This window comes from Microvirga puerhi, assembly GCF_020089865.1.
Lineage (GTDB): Bacteria > Pseudomonadota > Alphaproteobacteria > Rhizobiales > Beijerinckiaceae > Microvirga > Microvirga puerhi.
The window spans coordinates 39,282-60,781 of sequence record NZ_JAIRBM010000022.1; the positions used below are offsets into that span (position 1 = coordinate 39,282).

At 61.5% G+C, this 21,500-nt stretch carries 15 protein-coding genes; 9 read left to right on the forward strand and 6 right to left on the reverse strand.

Translation table 11 applies throughout. The annotated features are described in order from the left end of the window. Positions 1-164 precede the first annotated feature (164 nt). Positions 165-3,128 carry an excinuclease ABC subunit UvrA gene (gene uvrA, locus K9B37_RS21190; RefSeq protein WP_224315529.1) on the reverse strand — a complete coding sequence of 988 codons (2,964 nt, stop codon included), beginning with the start codon at positions 3,126-3,128 and terminating at the stop codon, positions 165-167. A gap of 286 nt (positions 3,129-3,414) precedes the next feature. Between uvrA and K9B37_RS21195 the strand changes: the two genes are divergently transcribed. From K9B37_RS21195 to K9B37_RS21225, 7 genes are all read left to right on the forward strand, one after another. Continuing rightward, a complete protein-coding gene (locus K9B37_RS21195) occupies positions 3,415-5,040 on the forward strand; it encodes a M10 family metallopeptidase C-terminal domain-containing protein (protein ID WP_224315530.1) in 1,626 nt (541 codons plus the stop codon). Positions 5,041-5,087: 47 nt separating this feature from the next. Continuing rightward, positions 5,088-5,252, forward strand: coding sequence for a hypothetical protein (locus K9B37_RS21200; protein WP_224315531.1), 165 nt, complete (start codon positions 5,088-5,090; stop codon positions 5,250-5,252). A gap of 41 nt (positions 5,253-5,293) precedes the next feature. Next, positions 5,294-7,552, forward strand: a complete 2,259-nt coding sequence (locus tag K9B37_RS21205; RefSeq protein WP_224315532.1) for a hypothetical protein — start codon at positions 5,294-5,296, stop codon at positions 7,550-7,552. A gap of 120 nt (positions 7,553-7,672) precedes the next feature. Then, entirely contained in the window at positions 7,673-8,023 is a 351-nt protein-coding gene (locus K9B37_RS21210) for a hypothetical protein (protein WP_224315533.1), read from the forward strand. A 122-nt stretch (positions 8,024-8,145) separates the two neighbouring features. Then, positions 8,146-8,652: a single-stranded DNA-binding protein gene (locus tag K9B37_RS21215; RefSeq protein ID WP_224315534.1), complete on the forward strand. Its 507-nt coding sequence runs from the start codon at positions 8,146-8,148 to the stop codon at positions 8,650-8,652. 166 nt (positions 8,653-8,818) lie between these two features. Continuing rightward, positions 8,819-9,931 carry a M20 family metallopeptidase gene (locus K9B37_RS21220; protein ID WP_224315535.1) on the forward strand — a complete coding sequence of 371 codons (1,113 nt, stop codon included), beginning with the start codon at positions 8,819-8,821 and terminating at the stop codon, positions 9,929-9,931. Positions 9,932-9,936: 5 nt separating this feature from the next. Beyond that, complete coding sequence (locus tag K9B37_RS21225; RefSeq protein ID WP_224315536.1) at positions 9,937-10,431, forward strand: GNAT family N-acetyltransferase; 495 nt, start codon at positions 9,937-9,939, stop codon at positions 10,429-10,431. Here the strand turns inward: K9B37_RS21225 and K9B37_RS21230 are convergent. Next, positions 10,391-11,029: a MarC family protein gene (locus tag K9B37_RS21230; RefSeq protein WP_224315537.1), complete on the reverse strand. Its 639-nt coding sequence runs from the start codon at positions 11,027-11,029 to the stop codon at positions 10,391-10,393. The two genes, K9B37_RS21225 and K9B37_RS21230, sit on opposite strands and share 41 nt — an antisense overlap. Positions 11,030-11,099: 70 nt before the next feature. Here K9B37_RS21230 and K9B37_RS21235 point away from each other — a divergent pair, with 70 nt between their 5' ends. Next, on the forward strand, positions 11,100-11,954 hold the full coding sequence (locus tag K9B37_RS21235) for a protein phosphatase 2C domain-containing protein (protein WP_224315538.1): 855 nt from the start codon (positions 11,100-11,102) through the stop codon (positions 11,952-11,954). Here K9B37_RS21235 and K9B37_RS21240 read toward each other — a convergent pair. Both K9B37_RS21240 and K9B37_RS21245 read right to left on the reverse strand, forming a co-directional pair. After that, positions 11,951-12,970, reverse strand: coding sequence for a M48 family metallopeptidase (locus K9B37_RS21240; RefSeq protein WP_224315539.1), 1,020 nt, complete (start codon positions 12,968-12,970; stop codon positions 11,951-11,953). The two genes, K9B37_RS21235 and K9B37_RS21240, sit on opposite strands and share 4 nt — an antisense overlap. Positions 12,971-12,982: 12 nt before the next feature. Beyond that, positions 12,983-13,540, reverse strand: a complete 558-nt coding sequence (locus K9B37_RS21245; RefSeq protein WP_224315540.1) for a LemA family protein — start codon at positions 13,538-13,540, stop codon at positions 12,983-12,985. A 312-nt stretch (positions 13,541-13,852) separates the two neighbouring features. Here K9B37_RS21245 and gyrA point away from each other — a divergent pair, with 312 nt between their 5' ends. Continuing rightward, positions 13,853-16,621 (forward strand): DNA gyrase subunit A, encoded by a 2,769-nt coding sequence (gene gyrA / locus K9B37_RS21250; protein WP_224315541.1) that lies wholly within the window; start codon positions 13,853-13,855, stop codon positions 16,619-16,621. A 122-nt stretch (positions 16,622-16,743) separates the two neighbouring features. On the opposite strand, the gene K9B37_RS21255 is transcribed toward gyrA, so the two are convergent. Both K9B37_RS21255 and K9B37_RS21260 read right to left on the reverse strand, forming a co-directional pair. Then, positions 16,744-19,140 carry a heavy metal translocating P-type ATPase gene (locus K9B37_RS21255; RefSeq protein ID WP_224315542.1) on the reverse strand — a complete coding sequence of 799 codons (2,397 nt, stop codon included), beginning with the start codon at positions 19,138-19,140 and terminating at the stop codon, positions 16,744-16,746. A gap of 182 nt (positions 19,141-19,322) precedes the next feature. Further along, a complete protein-coding gene (locus tag K9B37_RS21260; RefSeq protein WP_224315543.1) occupies positions 19,323-21,188 on the reverse strand; it encodes a PHA/PHB synthase family protein in 1,866 nt (621 codons plus the stop codon). Between the last annotated feature and the right edge of the window lie 312 nt (positions 21,189-21,500).

Here is a 21,500-nt window from a genome sequence, read left to right on the forward strand (position 1 = left end):
GTAACGTTTTAAAGATAAGGCTCGTATTTCGCGCTCAGGAATGAACAGAATTCCGTTATATCCGCATTTGATGCGCTCGCGCCCTTTCATCCTGAACGCAAAGACGTAGATGGCCGGGACGAGCCCGGCCATGACGGCACTGTTTGAGTGGGGTTGAGGAGGGCTCACTCCGCCGCCTGTCGCGTCACCTTCTTCGCTTTCTTCGGCGCCGTCTCCACTGCCTTCTTCAGCGGCCGCCGCTCCAAAACTTCCTTGAGGAAGCGACCGGTGTGGCTGTCCTTTGACTTGGCGATGTCTTCCGGGGTGCCCTGCGCGACGATGCGGCCGCCGCCGTCGCCGCCTTCGGGGCCCATGTCGATGATCCAGTCGGCGGTCTTGATGACTTCGAGATTGTGCTCGATCACCACCACGCTGTTGCCCTGCTCGACCAGCTCGTGCAGCACCTCCAGAAGCTTCGCGACGTCGTGGAAGTGCAGGCCCGTCGTGGGCTCGTCGAGGATGTAGAGCGTGCGGCCGGTGGCGCGCTTGGAGAGTTCCTTCGAGAGCTTGACGCGCTGCGCCTCGCCGCCGGAGAGCGTCGTCGCCTGCTGGCCCACATGCACATAATCGAGGCCGACGCGGGCGAGCGTCTGCATCTTCTCGCGGATGGTCGGTACGGCCTTGAACAGCTCGCGCGCCTCCTCCACCGTCATGTCGAGCACGTCGGCGATGGATTTTTCGCGGTACTTCACCTCCAGCGTCTCGCGGTCGTAGCGCTTGCCCTTGCACACGTCGCAGGTGACGTAAACGTCGGGCAGGAAGTGCATCTCGATCTTGATGACGCCGTCGCCCTGGCAGGCCTCGCAGCGGCCGCCCTTCACGTTGAAGGAGAAGCGCCCCGGCTGGTAGCCGCGCGCCTTCGCCTCTGGGAGGCCGGCGAACCATTCGCGGATCGGCGTGAAGGCGCCCACATAGGTCGCCGGGTTCGAGCGCGGCGTGCGGCCGATGGGGGATTGGTCGATGTCGATGACCTTGTCGAGATGCTCCAGGCCCTCGATGCGGTCATGCTGCGCCGGGTGCTCCAGGGCGCCGTTGAGCTTGCGCGCCACGGCCTTGTAGAGCGTGTCGATGACAAGCGTCGACTTGCCGCCGCCGGACACGCCGGTGATGCAGGTGAAGGTGCCGAGCGGGATCTCCGCCGTCACGTTCTTCAGGTTGTTGCCCTTGGCGCCCACCACCTTGAGCATGCGGCTCTTGTTGGGCTTGCGGCGCTTTTCCGGCACCTTCACGGACATCTCGCCCGTCAGATACTTGCCGGTGAGCGATTTCGGGTTCGCCATGATCTCGGGCGGCGTGCCCTGGGCGACGATCTTGCCGCCGTGGATGCCGGCGCCGGGGCCGATGTCGAACACGTAATCCGCCTGCAGGATCGCATCCTCGTCGTGCTCCACCACGATCACGGTGTTGCCGAGGTCGCGCAGGCGCTTCAGCGTCATGAGCAGGCGCTCGTTGTCGCGCTGGTGCAGGCCGATGGACGGCTCGTCGAGCACGTAAAGAACGCCCGTAAGGCCCGAGCCGATCTGGGAGGCGAGGCGGATGCGCTGGCTCTCGCCGCCGGAGAGCGTGCCGGAGGAGCGGGCCAGCGTCAGGTATTCCAGGCCCACATCGACCAGGAAGGTGAGGCGCTCGCGGATTTCCTTGAGGATGCGGCCGGCGATCTCGTTCTGCTTCCTGGTGAGCTGCTTTGTCAGGTTGCCGAACCAGGCATGGGCGTCCTTGACGGAGAGCGCGGTGGCATCGCCGATATCGGAGCCTGCGATCTTCACGGCCAAGGCTTCGGGCTTGAGGCGCTTGCCGCGGCAGGCGGCGCAGGGCGTCTCGCTCATGAAGCGGCCGATCTCGTCGCGCGCCCAGTCGCTCTCGGTCTCCTTGTAGCGGCGCTCCAGATTGGGGATCACGCCCTCGAAGGGCTTCCTCACCTCGTAGGCGCGCAGGCCGTCGTCATAGGCCATGCGGATCGCCGTATCGCCGGAGCCGTAGAGGATCACGTCACGCACCGTATCGGAGAGCTCCGACCAGGGCTTGGTCATCGAGCCCTTGTAGTGCCGGGTGAGCGCTTCCAGGGTCTGGGTGTAATAGGGCGAGGTGGATTTGGCCCAGGGCGCGATGGCGCCGCGCTTGAGGGAGAGGCTTTCGTCCGGCACGATCAGCACCGGGTCGATCGTCATCTCGTGGCCGATGCCGCCGCAGGTCGGGCAGGCGCCGAACGGGTTGTTGAACGAGAACAGGCGCGGCTCGATCTCCGGGATCGTGAAGCCGGAGACCGGGCAGGCGAATTTCGAGGAGAAGACGATGCGCTTGGGCTGGCCCTTCTCGTCCTTCTCGTCGGCATATTCAACGACGGCGATCCCGTCCGTCAGGTCGAGGGCGGTTTCGAGGGATTCCGCGAGGCGCGCCGCGATGTCCGCGCGCACCACGATGCGGTCCACCACCACGTCGATGTCGTGCTTGAACTTCTTGTCGAGGGCAGGGGCCTCGTCGATGGCGTAGTATTCGCCGTCGATCTTCAGGCGCTGAAAGCCCTTCTTCTGGAACTCGGCAATTTCCTTGCGGTACTCGCCCTTGCGGCCACGCACCACCGGCGCGAGCAGGAAGAGACGGGTCTTCTCCGGCAGCGCCAGGATGCGGTCGACCATCTGGCTGACCGTCTGGCTCTCGATCGGCAGGCCGGTAGCGGGGGAATAGGGAACGCCGACCCGCGCCCAGAGCAGGCGCATGTAGTCGTAGATCTCGGTGACCGTGCCGACCGTCGAGCGCGGGTTCTTGGAGGTCGTCTTCTGCTCGATGGAGATGGCGGGCGACAGGCCGTCGATCTGGTCGACATCCGGCTTCTGCATCATCTCCAGGAACTGGCGGGCATAGGCCGACAGCGATTCCACATAGCGGCGCTGGCCCTCGGCATAGATCGTGTCGAAGGCGAGCGACGACTTGCCGGAGCCCGAGAGGCCAGTGAAGACCACGAAGTTGTCCCGCGGGACCATGAGGTCGACATTCTTGAGGTTGTGCTCCCGCGCGCCCCGGACGGAGATGACGCGTGCATCCGGGTCTCCCGCTTTGGCGCGGTTGAACAGGTCGTCGAGTTTAGCCATGGCCAGCTCAGCTTCGTAGAGGAGGGATCCTGCCTCGTTGGGCGGATACCGGATATGGGATCGGACCACCCGCCACCGCAATGCGGCGGATGATTCCAGGTCCACAATCCTAGAACAAAGAGGGTACGTCGGGCAATGGGGCGGAAGGACCCGGGGTCATCCTCCTGTGAGGAGCCAATTCACGTTCTTTGCAACCGCCCCTTCCCAAAGGTGCGATTGGACACATAACGATATTCAGTTACATGAAATTGTTCATGTATCGCAATTGTCACCACGAGAGTGAATTATGGCTACATTTCGTAATGTTCCGGGAAGCGGCTACGGCAATCCCTATGTTGATTCGCTCATTTGGGGCGGCAAGGCCTGGGACGTGTCCCCCGAGAACCCTATTCTCGTCTACCTCGCGCAGGGTGATGACTACAAGGCCACGGGTACACTGCATCCTGCGCCTCCCGAGGATTGGTTGACGGACCCGACTTACATCACGAGCTGGCGTGATTACTATATCTCCGCCTTCTCTGATGCAATCGACCTCTATTCGAGCGTGGCCAACGTCCACTTTGCGCAGGTGGACGACATCCACAGCGCCGACATCGTGTGGTGGTGGTATGGCGGCATGGGCAACGTTGCCGGGTGGCATGAGTCGCCTGACGAGAGCGATAGTTATACTCAGCGCTGGGGCATCTTTAACAGTTTCACGCAGAGTGAGTTTCAATTCGGCGGTCGTGGCCTTGCGAACATCATCCATGAGGTCGGCATTGGTCTGGGATTGGCCCAGCCCCATAATGGTGGCGTTCTAGACGACGCCAGCCGGTTCCCAGGCGTAAACGGGCCGAGCGATCTGGGCGATTTCGGCCTGAATCAGACCATCTATACGCAGATGTCCTACAACGATGGGTTCAATGCGGCGCCGGCCGATGCAGAAGATGGAATGTACGGCTATCAGGGGGGATTAGGCGCCTTCGACATCGCGGCGTTGCAGGCCCTCTACGGCGCTAACATGGACACCGCGACGGGCGACAATGTCTACACGCTGCCGATCGCGAATGCCCGCGGCACGGGCTGGAGTGCGATCTGGGATGCCGGCGGAAACGATACGATCAGCGCAGTGGGCTCAAGGGCAGGCGTGACCATCGACCTGCGCGCTGCCACGCTGCAGGCGAATGATCCTCATGCGGGCGGCTATATCTCGGAACAGAATGGGGTTTCCGGCGGGTTCACCATCGCCAAAGGCGTTGTGATCGAGAATGCGACCGGCAGTTCCTACGACGACATCTTGATCGGCAACAGCGCGACCAACGTCCTCAACGGAGGGGCGGGGAATGACATCTATTATGTCGACTCGCCGAGCGATGTCGTCATCGACTCCGGAGGTGTCGACACGGTCTATGCGACGTTCGACTTCTCCAATCCTGCCATTGAGAATGTCTATGTGAACGGCGTTCTCAAGACGGGCACCGCTCCCGTCGTCAACGGTTTCCAAATTCTCAAGGGCGGGACCAAGAGTGACGTCCTGGTCGGCAGAGCAGGCAGCGACAAAATCTACGGCGGCCTGGGCAAGGACGTGATGACGGGCGGAGCGGGAAAGGATATCTTTGTATTCAATACAAAGCCCAGTAAGGCCAACATGGATAAGATCACGGACTTCAACGTGAAGGACGATACGATCTGGCTTGACAATAATTACATGACTAAGCTTGGTAAAGGCACTGAGCCTAAGCCTGGAAAGCTCAACAAGGCATTCTTTACGATTGGGCCGAAAGCCAAGGACAAGAACGATTACCTTGTCTATGACAACAAGAAGGGCGTTCTGTATTACGACGCCGATGGATCAGGTGCAGGCAAGGCGGTCGAGATCACGACCCTCAAGAAGGGTCTCAAGATGACCTATCTCGACTTCATGGTCATCTGACGCAAGCAACGTCTCCAGTCGCCACTCGACGACATCCAAGCAAAATCGTGAGCGCCGTGGACAACACCACGGCGCTCACGATGCTGTCGATCGTCTGGTCGACTGGAGGGGAAATACTGTCCTGGAAGGCCTTCGGCCGGAGGGACGGCATTCCGTCGCAGCAGGATTTTGCAAAGGGAATACGGGGAGGCAAGGGCTTACGTTACCGTTGACGCCAAGATATATCGTTATAGACGTGAACGGATGACTTCCCATGTATCTTGCTCTTCAATCCTTTGGTCTCGTTGCTCCCTCTCCCCTGGTGACTGCCGCCTCAGTCAATAAGAACGGCGATCTCAGCACCGCCAACACCTTCGCTTCCGGGGCCAGTGCGGACGGGCGCTATGTCGTGCTCCTAGGCGGATCGACCAACTTCGTTGACGGCATGTCCGGGACGACGACGGAGGTCTATCGGAAGGACATGGTGACAGGCGCTATCGCCCATGTCTCCACGGCCACGAATGGCGGTCAAAGCACTGACGACAGCTATGGAACCTCGATCACGCCCGACGGGCGGTACGTGGCGTTTACTAGCATCGCCAACAACCTTGTCGCTGGCGACACCAATTTTGCCTCCGACATCTTCCGGAAGGATCTCGTCACAGGCGAGATGGTCCGTGTTTCCACGACAGCCGATAATGAGCAAAGCTTCGGCAATGCGGGCTATACCGCTATCAGCGCCGATGGTCGCTATGTGGTCTTCATGAGTGAGGCCAGCGATCTCGTGGCGGAAGACGAAAACGGCAGCATCGACGTCTTCCGAAAAGATCTAGAAACGGGAGCCATTGTTGCGGTCTCGACTGCAGCCGATGGGACCTTCGGCGATGACAATAGCTATAATTTCTCCATATCACCGAACGGACGTTATGTCGTCTTCATGAGCGAATCCACCAATCTTGTTGGAGGCTCGCCTATAGCAACGACCGAGGTCTACCTGAAGGATCTGGCCAACAACTCGATCGTTCGTGTTGCCTCTGCAGGAACGGGTAACCAAGCGAGTCTTGACAGCGGTAGCTCCACTGCTGTGAGCCCCGATGGACGCTATGTGTATTTCAGGAGCGAGGACAGTACCCTTGTTCCAAACGACACGAACGATGCCGCTGATATCTTCCGCAAAGATATGGTGACCGGTCAGGTCATCCGCGTCTCGACCGCTGCGGAGGGTGCTCAAGGCGACGGCAGCAGCAACGGTTTCTTCGTAAGCGCCGACGGCCGCTATGTGGTGTTCGACAGCGTGGCGTCTAACCTGGTCGCTGACGACGCAAACGGGGTCTCGGACGTCTTTCGAAAGGATCTCATAACCGGACAAGTCATTCGTCTCTCAGTGGATGCTCAAGGAACTGAGCTCACCGATTACAGCATCCTTTCAGCCATTACTGCCGATGGGCGTCATGCATTCTTCAATACGGGCAGTAAGGTGGAGAGCCGCGACAATGGTGAAAATCTCGACGTCTATCGCGCCGATGCCGAGATGATTCAAAACGGTCAGGCCGCTCAAGACGGTCGCTTCGTCGAGGCGACATTCGGTGTCGGCAATGCGTCCAGTGCGGCCATCGCCTGGGGGGATGGAACTGTCGAAAACCTCAATCCCAACAACGGCAAGGTCCATGCATCCCACGTCTATGAGTCTCGTACGACCAAGGCCGCCGTGGTCTCCGTCCATGAGAGCGGGCAAAGCTGGGACGTGCCCTATACGGTGAATATATCCAACGGCACGATGGTCCGCGATACCGTGCGGGCCGATACACTCTCCGGAGGTGATGGAGCAGATCGGCTGAACGGGGACGCATATTACAATCAGCTGGTCGGGAATGCCGGCGATGATACGCTCGATGGCAGTGCTGGCGGGGACCTGATGTTCGGAGGTCCCGGTAATGACACCTATTATGTCGATGACGCGGGCGACAGGATCGTAGAGCAGGTCGATGCGGGCCTGGACCAAGTCATCACGACCGTCAGCCAGAATCTGTGGGATGATGTCGAGAATCTCACTGCAATCGGCTCAGCGGCCGTCACACTCTCCGGAAACAATCTCGGCAACACGATCACCGGCAACGCGGGCAAAAATATCATCAAGGGCGAAGCCGGTAACGACAAGCTCAATGGCAAAGCAGGTATCGACACGTTGTATGGCGGGGCGGGCAAGGACGTGTTCGTGTTCAACACGGCATTGAACAAGAAGACCAACCTCGACAAGATCGTCGACTTCAATGCCAAGGACGACACGCTCTGGCTGGACAATGCGGTGTTCAAGAAGCTCGGCAAAGGCACGGAATTGAAGCCGGGCAAGCTCAACAAGGCGTTCTTCACCATTGGCGATCACGCCAAGGACAAGAACGATTACCTGATCTACGACACCAAGAAAGGCGTGCTCTCTTACGACGCCGATGGCTCGGGTAAGGGCAAGGCGGTTGAGATCACCACCCTCAAGAAGGGCCTCAAGATGACCTATCTCGACTTCATGGTCATCTGAGTGGAAGCCTTCATCATCTCTTGGCTTAAACGGGTAGGGTCGTGAGTGCCGCCTATCTCTGATATGATGGCACCGATACGATTAATGGGGCTGGGCGTTGCCTTTTGGGGAGGTTACGTCATGAACGTTGTTCGAATATCGGTTCTCACGTCGACGGCTTTTATTCTCTCGACGCTGTCCAGCTTTGCCGGGCCGTGCGCCACGGCCATCGACCGGGTGCAGGCCCAACTCGACGCTCGGATCGACGCCACGGCAGGGGTGGGTCCGGCTGCTCGTGAAAGCTCGGGCGCGCTCCTCCACCACCAGCCGACTCCAGGTTCGATCGCCGGTGCTGAGCAGAAACTGGGCGAAGGAAAGTCCCTTGAGGTTGCTGTAGCCTCCCTCTCCCGCGCGAGGGAGGCCGATAAAGCTGGGAATAAAGAGGCTTGCGACCAAGCCTTGGCGGAGGCGCAGCGGGCCATCGCACCATAATTTGCTGGAAGACAGTCTGAGCGGGTCATTTATTGGGGACAGGGCTGTGCAGAACCTGAGCCGCGGCTTGTTCTGCCGAGCGAGGGGCGACAGAACAGCCTGAGCGAACAGGAGACGCCCCGATGGCAGGCAGTGTGAACAAGGTGATATTGGTCGGCAACCTGGGGCGTGACCCTGAGGTGCGGCGTCTGAACTCGGGCGAGCCGGTGGTGAACCTGCGGATTGCGACCTCTGAGACCTGGAAGGACAAGGCGTCGGGCGAACGCAAGGAGAAGACCGAGTGGCACTCGGTGGTGATCTTCAACGAGAACTTGGCGCGGGTGGCGGAGCAGTACCTGAAGAAAGGCTCGAAGGTTTACATCGAGGGCCAGCTGCAGACGCGCAAGTGGCAGGACCAGCAGGGCCAGGAGAAGTACACCACCGAGGTGGTGCTGCAGCGGTTCCGCGGCGAATTGACGATTCTCGACAGCCGCGGTGGCGGTTCGGGCGAGTATGAGGAGGAGGCGGGGCAGATCAGCCGCGGCGGCGAGTTCGGGCGTTCCTCGCCGATGGAGCGGCCGGCGCCGGCTCAGGCCTCCGGTGGCGCACCCTCCCGCTTCTCCGATATCGACGACGATATCCCGTTCTAGGACAAAGGCACGTAACCAGTTATCTGAAGCTTTCTGCCGTCGAGCCGGGCCTTGTGTCCCGGCTCGGGCACGGCGGCCATGCGCCGGGAATTGGTGACAGGCCCGGCCGCGCCGTTTAAGAACCTCGGCGAACCTTTTCCCTTCGTTTCTGGAACCCGACCTCGCCATGGACGCTTCCGCCCTCGATACTCTTCTCAACTGGATCCGCACAGAAAGCCCGACCCACGATGTGGCGGGCGTGAACCTCATGATGGATCTCGTCGTCGCGCAGATGGCGGATGCGCCGGTTGCCGTCGAGCGGCTGCCGGGCAAGGAGGGCTTAGGCGATGCGCTCATCCTGCGGGCCGGGCCTGAGCGCGACGAGCCGGCCGTGCTGCTCATGTCGCATCTCGACACGGTCCATCCCGTCGGCACGATCGAGAGCGATCTGCCGCTCCGGGTTGAAGGCGACAGGCTCTACGGTCCTGGCATCTATGACATGAAAGGGGGCGCCTATTTCGCCCTTGAGGCCTTCAAGGACGTGGCCCGCCGGGGCAGCGCCTCCCGGCCGATGGTTTTCATCGTCACGCCTGACGAGGAGATCGGCAGCCCGACCACGCGTCCGGTGATCGAGGATATCGGCCGCCGCTCAGCCTTCGCGCTCGTGACGGAGCCTGCCCGCGATGGTGGCCGGATCGTGACTTCGCGCAAGGGTGTTGGCCGCTTCGACGTGCACGTGGAAGGTCGGCCGGCCCATGCCGGCTCGCGCCACAAGGATGGCCGCAACGCCGTCTACGAGGCGGCCCGCCAGATCCTCGCAGTCGAGGCGCTGACCGATTATTCCCGCGGTATCACCACCTCGGTGGGTATGGTGTCCGGGGGCACCGCAGTGAACACCATCCCGCAACATTGCCGGTTCCCGGTTGACCTTCGTGTCGAGACCGTTGCCGATGGCGAGCGGATGACGAAGGCCTTGCTCGGCTTGGCGCCCAGCAGCTCGGACTTCAAGGTGAGCGTAACGGGCGGCATGAACCGGCCCCCCTATGAGCGCTCCGCGGAGACGGGAAAGCTTTTCGAGCACGCAAAGGCGCTGGCCGCCGAGATCGGGTTCGATCTGGTGTCCTGCGACAGGGTCGGCGGTGGCTCTGACGGCAATTTCACGGCTGCTATCGGCATTCCCACCCTCGATGGCCTCGGGATCGACGGCGACGGTGCGCATACACTCAACGAATACGGCCTGATCTCGTCCATCGCCCCGCGGCGGCAGCTGATGACGAGGCTCCTGGAGACGCTGCGCTGAGCGCGATGACGATCTGCGATCTGCGCGAACGACAGGATTTCGTCGATATCGTCGCAGATCGCGTCTGGCGTGCATTCTGGAAGGAGCAGGGGCATCCTCTGAGCCTGCTCCGCGATCTTGTCCAGAAAAGCCTCGGAGACGATCCGATTCCGACAACGTTTGTCGCCTATGCGGGGGATCATTTCCTTGGCACTGTTTCCCTCATCGCCTGCGACGAGGAAACCCGGCCGCAATATACGCCTTGGATTGCCGCTCTCTGGGTGGAGCCCGACCATCGCGCACGCGGAATCGGCGAGGCGCTGGTCGAGACAGCATTCCGCTCAGCATGGGGTGAGAGCTTCCCTCGCGCTTATCTCCTCTCGCGCGAGAAGCGACAGGCCTTTTACGAAAAACGCGGATGGGTTGTTCGGGAGCGCAATATCCCGAAACCGGGCATGAACATCCTCATACGAGACAAAGCTAGGGCCCAGTCCCCCTCACCAGAGCCTCCACGCCGTTGATGATGAACTGCACGGCGAGACCCGCGAGGATCACGCCGAGAAGGCGGCTGAGCACCACGTTGCCGGTGACGCCGAGAAGCCGGGAGACCCGCTCGGCAGCCATGAAGACCGCAAAGCAGGAGATCACGCCGAGCGCGATCAGGACGATCAGGGAGGACAGGTAGACCACATTGCTGTTCGCCCGCCCGGCAAGCAGAATCACGGCCGTGATGGCCCCTGGCCCGGCCATGAGGGGAATCGCCAAAGGAAAGGCCGCGACGTTGCGGATATGGTCCTCGGTGATGGCGATGTCAGCCGTATGCTGCTTGCGTTCGTTCCTGCGCTCGAAGACCATCTCGAAGGCGATCCAGAACAGCAGCAGGCCACCGGAGATACGGAAGGCCGGGATACCAACCCCTAAAAGCCGCAGCAGGACCTCGCCCCCCAGGCCGAAAAAGGCCAGGATACAGAAGGCGATGAGGCTTGCGCGGATCGCAACCCGTCGTCGCTCGTCGCCGTTCATGCCCCGCGTCAGCGAGATGAAGATCGGCGCCAGCGCCGGTGGATCGAGCGTCACCAGGAGCGTGACGAGGGCGGCGGAAATGTAATCGAAGAGCATCGGCTGGACCTTGTCGTCAGCTTTGCTTTATGGCGTCGTCGAGCGGTTTTGACGAGAGGGCATTGCAACGATGTTTACGATTGTGGATCGGATCAGCTGGGCCGGTTCGCCCAACAAGGCGAACGAAGATTCCTTCGGCGCGTCCGGAGACTGGGCCTGGGTGATCGACACCTCGATTTTCCCTGGCACGGCACCAATCATGGGCGAGAAGAGCGATGCGGCCTGGCTTGCCCGGTTTACGACAGAGCGCCTCTCGGAGCTTGCGGCGCGGGCCTATGACGGCAACGGCCCGGCGCTGCTGCGGCATGTCATGGAGGAGGCGAGGGTGGCCTTCCTGGCCAAAGCGCCGGAGGCGCGCCATGACTTTGTCACCTGGCCGCTCGGCGCCATGACCCTCGTGTACCGGAACGGAGCCCTGCTCGACATCTGGACCTTCGGCGATACCACCGCCTATGTGCGCCAGCCCGACGGCGCTGTTCAGACCATTGGTGAGGCTCCGGCTCTGCGGGTGCAGGAATCCGCCAAGGCGGCAGAGCTCCTCAAGGCGAGCGGCGCCACGCCGAAGACCATCACCGAGACACCGCTCTTCCAGGATTGGCTGCGGGGCCGGCGGGAACGACAGAAGCAAAGCAAGGGTTTGGCCCTGCTGGGGCTTGATCCGACTGCAGCGGACAAGCTTCGCCACGAGCAGATTCCCTGTGCGGACGGAACGGTCATTCTTCTGGCCAGCGATGGATTCTCGGCTCTGGTCGACCTCTATCAGGAGGTCGATGCCGCGGGGCTTATGGCGGCGGGATTGAAGGACGGGCTCGAGCCGCTGGTCCAGCGGGCCAGGGAGATCGAGACGACCGTCGATCCGGCTGGAACACGCTATCCCCGCTTCAAGGAAAGCGACGATGCGACGGCGCTGCTCGTAAGGGCCTAGGCAGCCGGTGCCTCCGGTATTGTCGGTGTTTGAGCCTTGGCGAGGGGCGCATTGCCTCCGGCATAGCGGACGAGGGCGGCGATCCGGTCCTCGATCGAAGGGTGCGTGGCGAAGAGGTCGGCAAAGCCCGAACGCGGGTTGTCGAGGCAGAGCTCCATCACGGCCGACGGCACTCCTTTCAGCTCGCCCTTGCCCTCGATCTTCCGAAGCGCCGAGATCATCGCATCGGGATTCTTGGTCAATTCGACGGCCCCGGCATCGGCTAGGTATTCGCGTCGGCGCGACAGGGAAAAGCGGACCACCAGGGAAAGCCACCAGGCGATGAAGATAAACACGGCTGCCACGATGACGGCGATGACCTTGCCACCTCCGCCCTTCGAGTCCGAAGAATCGTCGAGCAGGCTCGTACCGTCCCTCAGGCCGCGATAGACGATCTCGCCGATGAACGACATGACCCCGACGACGAGCACCGCAACCATCATGGTGCGGACATCCTCGTTCCGGATATGGGTCAGCTCATGGGCGAGCACCGCCTCCAGTTCGCGCTCGTCGAGGAGATCGAGGAGACCACGCGTTACGGTGACGGTGTATTGCTCCGGCCGCGTACCGGAGGCGAAGGCGTTGGGTGTTTCGGTTTCGAGCACGCGCAGCTTCGGCACCGTCATGCCGCGGGAGATGCAAAGGTTCTCGAGAAGATTGTAGAGGCGAGGGGAAGACCGCCGCGCGAGAGGCTTCGAGCCCGTGGTCAGGCTGAGAAGGAAATCATTGAAACGAAAGCCGCACCAGACCCACAGAGCCACCAGCCCGGTGATGAAGGGCGAGAACCACAGGCAGCCCCACAGGGCACTTTGAAACAACGCCTCGAACGTCCCTGTCCCGTCGTCCAGGAGGGCTCGCAGAAGAAGCGCGAGGCCCAAGGACATGAGGTAGAAGAGCAGGAAAAGCCCGACGATCAGCAGGGCCGAGCGCCGACGATTGGCTTGGATATGGGTATAGAGGCCGAAAGCCTGCAGCACGGGCGCGCTCGCCTAGAACGCAACCTTCGGCGGCGCTTCGAGAGCCTTCCGGTCGGTCTCGCCCAGGTCGAAGAACGCCTGAGGACGAAAACCCATGATCCCGGCAAAAAGGACCGCTGGGAAGTGCTGGATCGCCGCGTTGTATTCGGCAACGCCGTTGTTGAAGAACCGGCGCGCGGCGGCAAGCTTGTCTTCGATATCCGCAAGATCGGTCTGAAGCTGCTGGAAATTGGCGCTGGCCTTCAGGTCCGGATAGGCCTCACCCAGGGCGACGAGCCGTCCCAAAGCACCGGATAGGGCGCCCTCCGCCGCAGCCTGCTCCGCCGGACCTTGGGCTTTGATGGCGGCATTGCGGGTCTCAACCACGGCCTGGAGCGTGCCCCGTTCGTGGGCCACGTATCCCTTCACGGTCTCGATGAGATTCGGGATCAGATCGTGCCGCTGCTTGAGCTGAACGTCGATATCGGCAAAGGCCTGAGTGGCGCGGGCCCGAAGGGTGACGAGGCTGTTATAGACCGCAATCACGTACAGCACGACGGCGGCTGCGACCGCCCAGACGACCCAATTCATTTCTGCCCCCGAATTCCCTTTCGTCATCCCATGCCACGCTGGCGCAGAAACGGCAAGTTATGACGTTTCAAGGCAACCGGCGCTCGTCGATTTGATCGCCGTATTTTCCCCCTACTGGGCCATGCGTCAGATAGCGCTCCATTAGGACTGCTCTGGCCTTTGGAAAACGCCTGAAATCCCTTGAAAAATGGCTCTCAATCGCCCATCTAAGAACTTGATTTTCTTTGGATTCGCAGGGGTCTCCCAGACTTGAAAGATGCGGCGGCAAACCCGCCCGGGTCGACGGGTAGACTGTTTTGAGAAAGACCGACTTTGACCGATCCGAATGACAACCGCACTGGCGGCCCCGGGGGCGAGCAGCCGGCTAGCGATGTGAAGCCGATTTCCATCGTCGACGAGATGAAGCGTTCCTACCTCGATTACGCCATGAGCGTGATCGTCAGCCGCGCTTTGCCTGATGCCCGCGACGGCCTCAAGCCCGTGCATCGCCGCATTCTCTACGCGATGAACGAGAGCGGTTACACGCCTGATAAGAAGCATGTGAAGTCGTCCCGCATCGTCGGCGACGTGATGGGTCAATATCACCCGCACGGCGACCAATCGATCTACGATGCCCTCGTGCGTATGGCGCAGGATTTCGCCATGCGCGTCATGCTCGTGGACGGACAGGGCAATTTCGGCTCGGTCGACGGCGATCCTCCGGCGGCCATGCGTTACACCGAGTCCCGCCTGACCCGCGCGGCGATGCCTCTGCTCGAGGACATCGACAAGGACACGGTCGATTTCAATCCGAACTACGACGAGTCGAAGTTCGAGCCCGCCGTTCTTCCAGCGCGCTATCCGAATCTGCTCGTCAATGGCGCCGGCGGCATCGCTGTCGGCATGGCGACGAACATGCCGCCCCATAATCTGGGCGAGGTGATCGACGGCTGCTTTGCCTACATCGACGATCCGGATGTTTCGACCGAGCGTCTGATCGAGATCATTCCGGGACCCGACTTCCCGACCGGCGGCCTGATCCTTGGTCGCTCGGGCGCGCGTTCCGCCTATACCACCGGCCGCGGCTCCATCGTGATGCGCGCGAAGTCCGAAGTGGAGGAGATCCGTAAGGAGCGCGAAGCCATCATCTTCACCGAGATCCCGTATCAGGTGAACAAGGCCTCGCTGATCGAGAAGATCGCTGAACTCGTTCGCGAGAAGAAGCTCGAAGGCATTTCCGACCTGCGCGACGAATCCGACCGCGACGGCATGCGCATTGTCGTCGAGCTCAAGCGCGATGCCATGGCGGACGTGGTGCTTAACCAGCTCTACCGCTACACGCCGCTGCAGACGAGCTTCGGTGCCAACATGGTGGCGCTGAACGGCGGTCGTCCCGAGCTGATGGCTCTGAAGGATTTGATCCGCGCCTTCGTGGATTTCCGCGAGGAAGTCGTCTCCCGCCGGACCAAGTATCTGCTCAACAAGGCCCGCGAGCGTGCCCACGTGCTGTGTGGCCTTGCGACTGCCGTCGCCAATATCGATGAGGTCATCCGTCTCATCCGCACGGCGCCGGATCCGAACGCCGCCCGCGAGTCGCTTATGGGCCGCGACTGGCCGGCCCAGGACATCGCGCCGCTCATCGCTCTCGTGGACGATCCGCGCCACAAGATCAATGAGGACGGCACCTATCGCTTGTCCGAGACGCAGGCCCGCGCCATCCTCGATCTCCGCCTGCAGCGCCTCACCGCTCTCGGCCGCGACGAAATCGGCGACGAACTGTCGAAGCTCGCCGCTGAGATCTCGGATTATCTCAATATTCTGCGCTCGCGCGAGCGTATCATGGGTATCATCAAGGCTGAGCTGACTGAGATCCGCGATGCCTATGCGACGCCACGTAAGACCCAGATCGTCGATTGGGATTCCGATGTCGATGACGAGGATCTGATCCAGCGAGAGGATATGGTCGTCACCGTATCGCATGCCGGCTACATCAAGCGCGTGCCGCTTTCGACCTATCGGGCACAGCGCCGCGGCGGCAAGGGCCGCTCCGGCATGTCGACCCGTGACGAGGATTTCGTCACGCGTCTGTTCGTGGCCAACACGCACACGCCGGTGATCTTCTTCTCGTCGAAGGGCAAGGCCTACAAGGAGAAGGTCTGGCGCCTGCCGCTGGCGGCGCCTAATGCCAAAGGCAAGGCCCTCGTCAACATGCTGCCGCTCGAGCAGGGCGAGCGCATCAATACGATCATGCCGCTGCCGGAGGACGAGGCGTCCTGGGACAAGCTCGACGTCATGTTCGCCACCTCCCGTGGCACGGTCCGCCGCAACAAGCTGTCGGACTTCGCGCAGGTGAACCGCGCGGGCAAGATCGCCATGAAGCTCGACGAGGGTGAAGCCATCGTCGACGTGCAGATCTGCACCGAGAACGATGACGTGCTGCTGACAACCGCCAAGGGCCAGTGCATCCGTTTCGCTGTACCGGAAGTCCGCGTCTTCAAGGGGCGTGACTCCATGGGCGTGCGGGGCATCAACCTCGCCGACGGTGACCGGATCATCTCCATGGCGATCTTGCGTCACGTGGAAGCGACGGGCGAGGAACGCGCTGGCTATCTCAAGATGCGCCGCGCCATCACCGGCGAGCAGGCCAACGGCGAAGCCGAGGCCGTGGAGGCGGGTGACGAGGAGAATGTCTCCGCGGATGCTCTTTCCACGGAGCGCTATGCGGAAATGAGTGCGCTCGAGCAGTTCATCCTCACCCTTTCCGAGAAGGGTTACGGCAAGCGCACCTCGTCCTACGAGTACCGCATCACGGGCCGCGGCGGCAAAGGCATCACGGCCATGGCGGTGAATGGCCGTAACGGCCAGCTCGTGGCGTCCTTCCCGGTCGAGAATTCCGACCAGATCATGCTCGTTACGGATGGCGGCCAGCTGATCCGCGTGCCGGTCGACGGCATCCGCACCGTTGGCCGCAACTCCCAGGGCGTGACCGTCTTCTCGACCCGTGACAAGGAGCGTGTCGTTTCGGTGGAGCACATCGAAGGTGAGGATGCCGAGGACGACGGCGAGAACGGCGACGACGCCGAAGGTACCGCCGAAGAATAGCCACGACTTCGTTCTTGCGATTATGCGAGCCCGCCGGTCCTGCCCGGCGGGCTTTTCGTTTGCTCAAGCCCTATCGACCCGCTTGCGCCTCTGGAAGTGATCTGGATCGACAGATCACAGCGCTACAGTTGCGCGGCGCGCAGGCGGATCGCGTTGCCGATCACACTGACGGAGGAAAGGGCCATGGCCGCCGCGGCAATGATCGGCGAGAGCAGTATCCCGAAGAACGGATAGAGTATGCCTGCCGCCACCGGCACCCCAAGGGCGTTGTAGACGAAGGCGAAGAACAGGTTCTGGCGAATGTTGCGCATGGTGGCCCGTGACAGCCGCTGTGCCCGCACAATCCCCGTCAGATCGCCCTTGAGGAGGGTCACGCCGGCGCTTTCCATGGCCACATCGGTGCCTGTTCCCATGGCGATCCCGACGTCGGCGGCCGCCAGGGCAGGGGCGTCGTTCACGCCGTCGCCGGCCATCGCGACCACACGACCGGCCGCCTTGTACCGCTGGACGACGGCGCTCTTCTGATCCGGCAGGACCTCCGCTTCTACCTCGTCGATTCCGAGCCGCTGCGCGACCGCCTTCGCGGTGGTCCAGTTGTCGCCGGTGAGCATCACGACATGCACGCCCTCGGCCTTCAAGGCGGCGAGCGCCTCCGGTGTCGAAGGCTTCACCGGATCGGCAATCGCGATGGCGCCGGCCACCCGACCATCGATGCCGGCGAAGATCGCTGTTGCACCGTCCGCGCGAAGCCTGTCGGCCTGCTCGGCCAGGGAAGCCACGTCAATGCCATGCTCGGCCAGGAAGGCCTTGTTGCCGAGGACGACGCGGCGGCCCTCGACCGTGCCCAGCGCGCCCTTGCCCGTGGGAGAGTCGAAGTCCGTGACGGAGGCGGTCGCGATACCCCGCTTCTCGGCTGCGGCAACGATGGCGACTGCCAGCGGATGTTCACTTGCCCGCTCGACGCTGGCGGACAGGCGCAGAACATCGGCTTCGGTAAAGCCGGCGGCCAGCACGATGGAAGTGACGGCCGGCTTGCCCTCGGTGAGCGTCCCGGTCTTGTCGACCACGAGGGTGTCGACCCTCTCCATGTGCTCCAGTGCCTCTGCGTTTTTGATCAGCACTCCGGCCTGCGCTCCCCGCCCGACGCCGACCATGATCGACATCGGGGTCGCGAGTCCGAGCGCACAGGGACAGGCGATGATCAGCACTGCCACCGCCGCCACCAATCCGTACGAGAAGCGCGGCTCCGGTCCCCAGATCGCCCAGGCGATGAAGGCCAGCACTGCCACGCCGATCACGGTAGGTACGAAATAGCCTGAGACTTGGTCGGCTAGGCGCTGGATTGGGGCGCGGCTGCGCTGGGCCTCGGCCACAAGCCGCACGATCTGCGACAGCACGGTGTCGCGCCCGACCCTTTCGGCCTCGATCACCAGTCCGCCCGACTGGTTCATGGTGCCGCCGATCGCCTTAGCGCCGACCTCCTTGGTGACCGGCATCGACTCGCCGGTGACCATGGACTCATCCACCGCGCTGCGCCCCTCGACAACGACGCCGTCGACCGGCACCTTCTCGCCCGGCCGCACCCGGAGGCGGTCCCCAACCTGAACGGTGTCGAGCTGGACCTCCTGTTCCGTGCCGTCAGCCAAGATCTTCCGAGCCGTCTTCGGCGCCAGATCGAGCAGCGCCCGGATGGCGCCGCTCGTTGTCTCGCGAGCGCGCAGCTCCAGGACCTGTCCCAGCAGGACGAGCACGGTGATGACGGCGGCGGCCTCGAAATAGACCGCGACCGTACCGTCATGGCCGCGAAACGCTGCAGGGAACATGCCGGGTGCCAGGGTTGCGACGACGCTGTAGATCCAGGCGACGCCCGTGCCCATGGCGATCAGGGTGAACATGTTCAGGTTCCTGCTCACCAGCGATTGCCATCCACGCACGAAAAACGGCCAGCCCGCCCAGAGCACAACCGGGGTCGCCAAAAGCAGTTGGATCCAGTTCGACGCCCGTTGACTGACGATATGGCCGAGATCTGTCAGATGACTGCCCATCTCCAGCACGAACACCGGAGCGGCAAGAGCCAGGCCGATCCAAAACCGGCGCGTCATGTCGGCAAGTTCGTGGCTGGGACCAGTCTCGGCAGAGGCGAGAACCGGTTCGAGTGCCATGCCGCAGATCGGGCACGAGCCTGGACCGACCTGCCGGATCTGGGGGTGCATCGGACAGGTGTAGATCGCGTCTTGGGAAGCGGTCTCCGCGTTACCCGCTATCGCTGGACTTGTATATTTTGCGGGCTCGGCTGTGAACTTTGTCTGACAGCCGGAGGAACAGAAGTAATATGGTCTGCCCTGGTACCGCGCACGATGCGGGGTGGTATGCGGGTCGACCGTCATTCCACAGACAGGGTCCTTCACGGCCCCCATCAAGCCGGGAGACGCCTGAGGATGTTCGGCATGAGCGTCGTGAGCATGATGATGTGAATGGCTCTGTCGTTTGCTCGCGTTCGCGGTCTGGTCATGATTCATGGCGGTCTCGGATACTCCTACGGCAATCGCAGGAAATGTGCAGGTTCCCACGGTGGTAAGGTCAAGGCCGGTGAACCGCAGATTGTCTAAGGATGCCTTTGGTGACTCATTGGCGTTGCCGAAAGGGTCACTGGCCGCTTTGCCAGCCACCGTGATGGTGTTCTTAAGACGATGGTCACACCTTAGGTTTGCAGGACGTAGGTCCCGGGTGCGTCTGTGACAATTGCGTATCCGAGTTCCGGTGCCCCCATTTCCGGTGGGGACACAGGTGCGCTGGAATGGAGGGCGAGCCAGTCGGCCCATGCGGGCCACCACGATCCGTCGAGGCGAGGCGCGATCTTGGCCCAATTGTCCGGATCGAGATAGGCGTCTCCGGCCGCTTTCGTCAGGATCTGGAAGCTTGCATTGGAATGCGTGGAGCTGGACACAATCCCGGCATTGTGGCCGCCGGTGGTGAGCAGAAATGTGATGTCGGTATCGGTCAAGAGATGAATCTTGAAGGCGGAGTGCCAGGGAGCGACATGATCGCGCTCCGTTCCGACGGCAAAGATCGGGACACGTATGTCTCTCACCGTAATCGGTCTGCCGCCGACCAGAAAGCGGCCTTCGGCAAGGTCGTTATTAAGGAAAAGGCTCCTGAGATACTCCGAATGCATTCGATACGGCATTCGTGTTGTGTCGGCATTCCAAGCCATCAAATCGTTTATGGGAGTACGCTCGCCCATAAGGTAGTGTCTGACAACCCGCGACCAGATGAGGTCGTTGGGGCGCAACAGCTGGAATGCCCCGGCCATCTGGCGGGCGTCCAGATAGCCTTGGCTGTGCATCATGTCTTCGAGGAAATGAATCTGACTTTCATTGACGAAGAGTGTGAGCTCACCGGCCTCACGGAAATCCACCTGAGCGGCAAGCAAGGTGACAGTCTTGAGACGCTCGTCGTCATCACATGCCATGGCTGCGGCGGCGATGGCGAGGAGGGTGCCGCCGAGACAGTATCCGACTGCATGGATCGGTGCGCCGGGCACTACGGCATTCAGAGCATCGAGCGCGGCCATGATGCCAAGAGTGCGATAGTCATCCAGTCCGATATCCGAGTCCTCGATGGTCGGGTTCTTCCAGGAGACGATAAAGACCGTGAAACCGCGACTGTTCAGGTAGCGAACCAGCGAATTCTCCGGGGAAAGGTCGAGGATATAATACTTCATGATCCAAGCCGGCACGATTAAAACTGGCTCTGGTCTGACCTTATCGGTCGTCGGCGCGTACTGGATCAGTTCCATCAGGCGGTTGCGGTAGATCACCTTGCCTGGCGTTACGGCGACATCGCGGCCAACGCGGAACGCCTCCGCACCGGCAGGAGGCTTGTTGTGAACAACACGGTCCCAGTCGTCGAGAAAATTGCGAAATCCATCGAGTAGGTTCCGCCCACCCGTTTCCATGATCCGGTGCTGGATCACAGGATTCAATAAAAGCGCATTTGACGGCGAAACCATATCGAGAAACTGCCGTGCGACGAATTCAACAACGGCCTCGTGCTGACTCGTGACGCCCCCCACATCCGTCGTTGCGTTGTGCCACCATTCTTCCTGCAGCAAGAACGCCTGATAGATCACATTGTAGGGCCACCGTTGCCATTCCGGGCTAGCGAAGCGAAGGTCATGTGCCGGTGGAGTGATGCATGCTTCCGAGGTTCCTCCCTCCAGCGCAGAGCGGTAAGCAAATCGCGACAATCGCGTCCATTTTCGAGCGGCTTTGATGGCAAGCTCGACCCGTTTGCCGGGAGAATTCGACAAATGTAAGGCCCAATCGGTATAGGCTTCTATCAGTGATGCCGGCGACAATCCGCTCGTCAGGCGCGCCAATCCTGCATAGGCAATATGATCGAGGACCTTCCGGAGGTGATGGAGCTCAGCCCCCTTACGTATTCCATCCGCTATGACCGCCGGTCTGGATACCTCCAGCCTTGCCTTACCGGACGGCGCAGGCGGATCGGGAACGATGGTCGTACCAATGTCGTTTTCGCGACTATTCGAATGGAAAGATCGCATCTCAAACTCCGAGGAGACCGGATCTCAGCGCAACAATCACTTCAAGTGTGCCGGACGCCTCTCATGACCACCTTGTCTTGAATCAAGATCTTCTCAAGTTTCGGCAAAAGATCCTGACGTGCTGAGACGCCTGTTCCTGCCGAGGTGGAACTTCCCAGATATTTCGAACGCACAGCTCACCCGCAATGCGTCAGGCATATGAGTGTTCTCGGATCAAATCGTCGACGATTTCTCTCTATGATAACTGAAAAATCGGCGTCGGCGTTCATATTGTAGTCTACATTGTCGCTACTGTCGGCGTACGGGCTTCGA

Bases quoted from the DNA above. Each gene is read 5' to 3' on its own strand.
- K9B37_RS21260 (WP_224315543.1), bottom strand. From the start codon at position 21,188: ATGCGATCTTTCCATTCGAATAGTCGCGAAAACGACATTGGTACGACC.
- uvrA (WP_224315529.1), bottom strand. From the start codon at position 3,128: ATGGCTAAACTCGACGACCTGTTCAACCGCGCCAAAGCGGGAGACCCG.
- K9B37_RS21245 (WP_224315540.1), bottom strand. From the start codon at position 13,540: ATGAATTGGGTCGTCTGGGCGGTCGCAGCCGCCGTCGTGCTGTACGTG.
- K9B37_RS21225 (WP_224315536.1), top strand. From the start codon at position 9,937: ATGACGATCTGCGATCTGCGCGAACGACAGGATTTCGTCGATATCGTC.
- K9B37_RS21195 (WP_224315530.1), top strand. From the start codon at position 3,415: ATGGCTACATTTCGTAATGTTCCGGGAAGCGGCTACGGCAATCCCTAT.
- K9B37_RS21210 (WP_224315533.1), top strand. From the start codon at position 7,673: ATGAACGTTGTTCGAATATCGGTTCTCACGTCGACGGCTTTTATTCTC.
- K9B37_RS21220 (WP_224315535.1), top strand. From the start codon at position 8,819: ATGGACGCTTCCGCCCTCGATACTCTTCTCAACTGGATCCGCACAGAA.
- K9B37_RS21205 (WP_224315532.1), top strand. From the start codon at position 5,294: ATGTATCTTGCTCTTCAATCCTTTGGTCTCGTTGCTCCCTCTCCCCTG.
- K9B37_RS21215 (WP_224315534.1), top strand. From the start codon at position 8,146: ATGGCAGGCAGTGTGAACAAGGTGATATTGGTCGGCAACCTGGGGCGT.
- K9B37_RS21230 (WP_224315537.1), bottom strand. From the start codon at position 11,029: ATGCTCTTCGATTACATTTCCGCCGCCCTCGTCACGCTCCTGGTGACG.
- K9B37_RS21255 (WP_224315542.1), bottom strand. From the start codon at position 19,140: ATGAATCATGACCAGACCGCGAACGCGAGCAAACGACAGAGCCATTCA.
- K9B37_RS21235 (WP_224315538.1), top strand. From the start codon at position 11,100: ATGTTTACGATTGTGGATCGGATCAGCTGGGCCGGTTCGCCCAACAAG.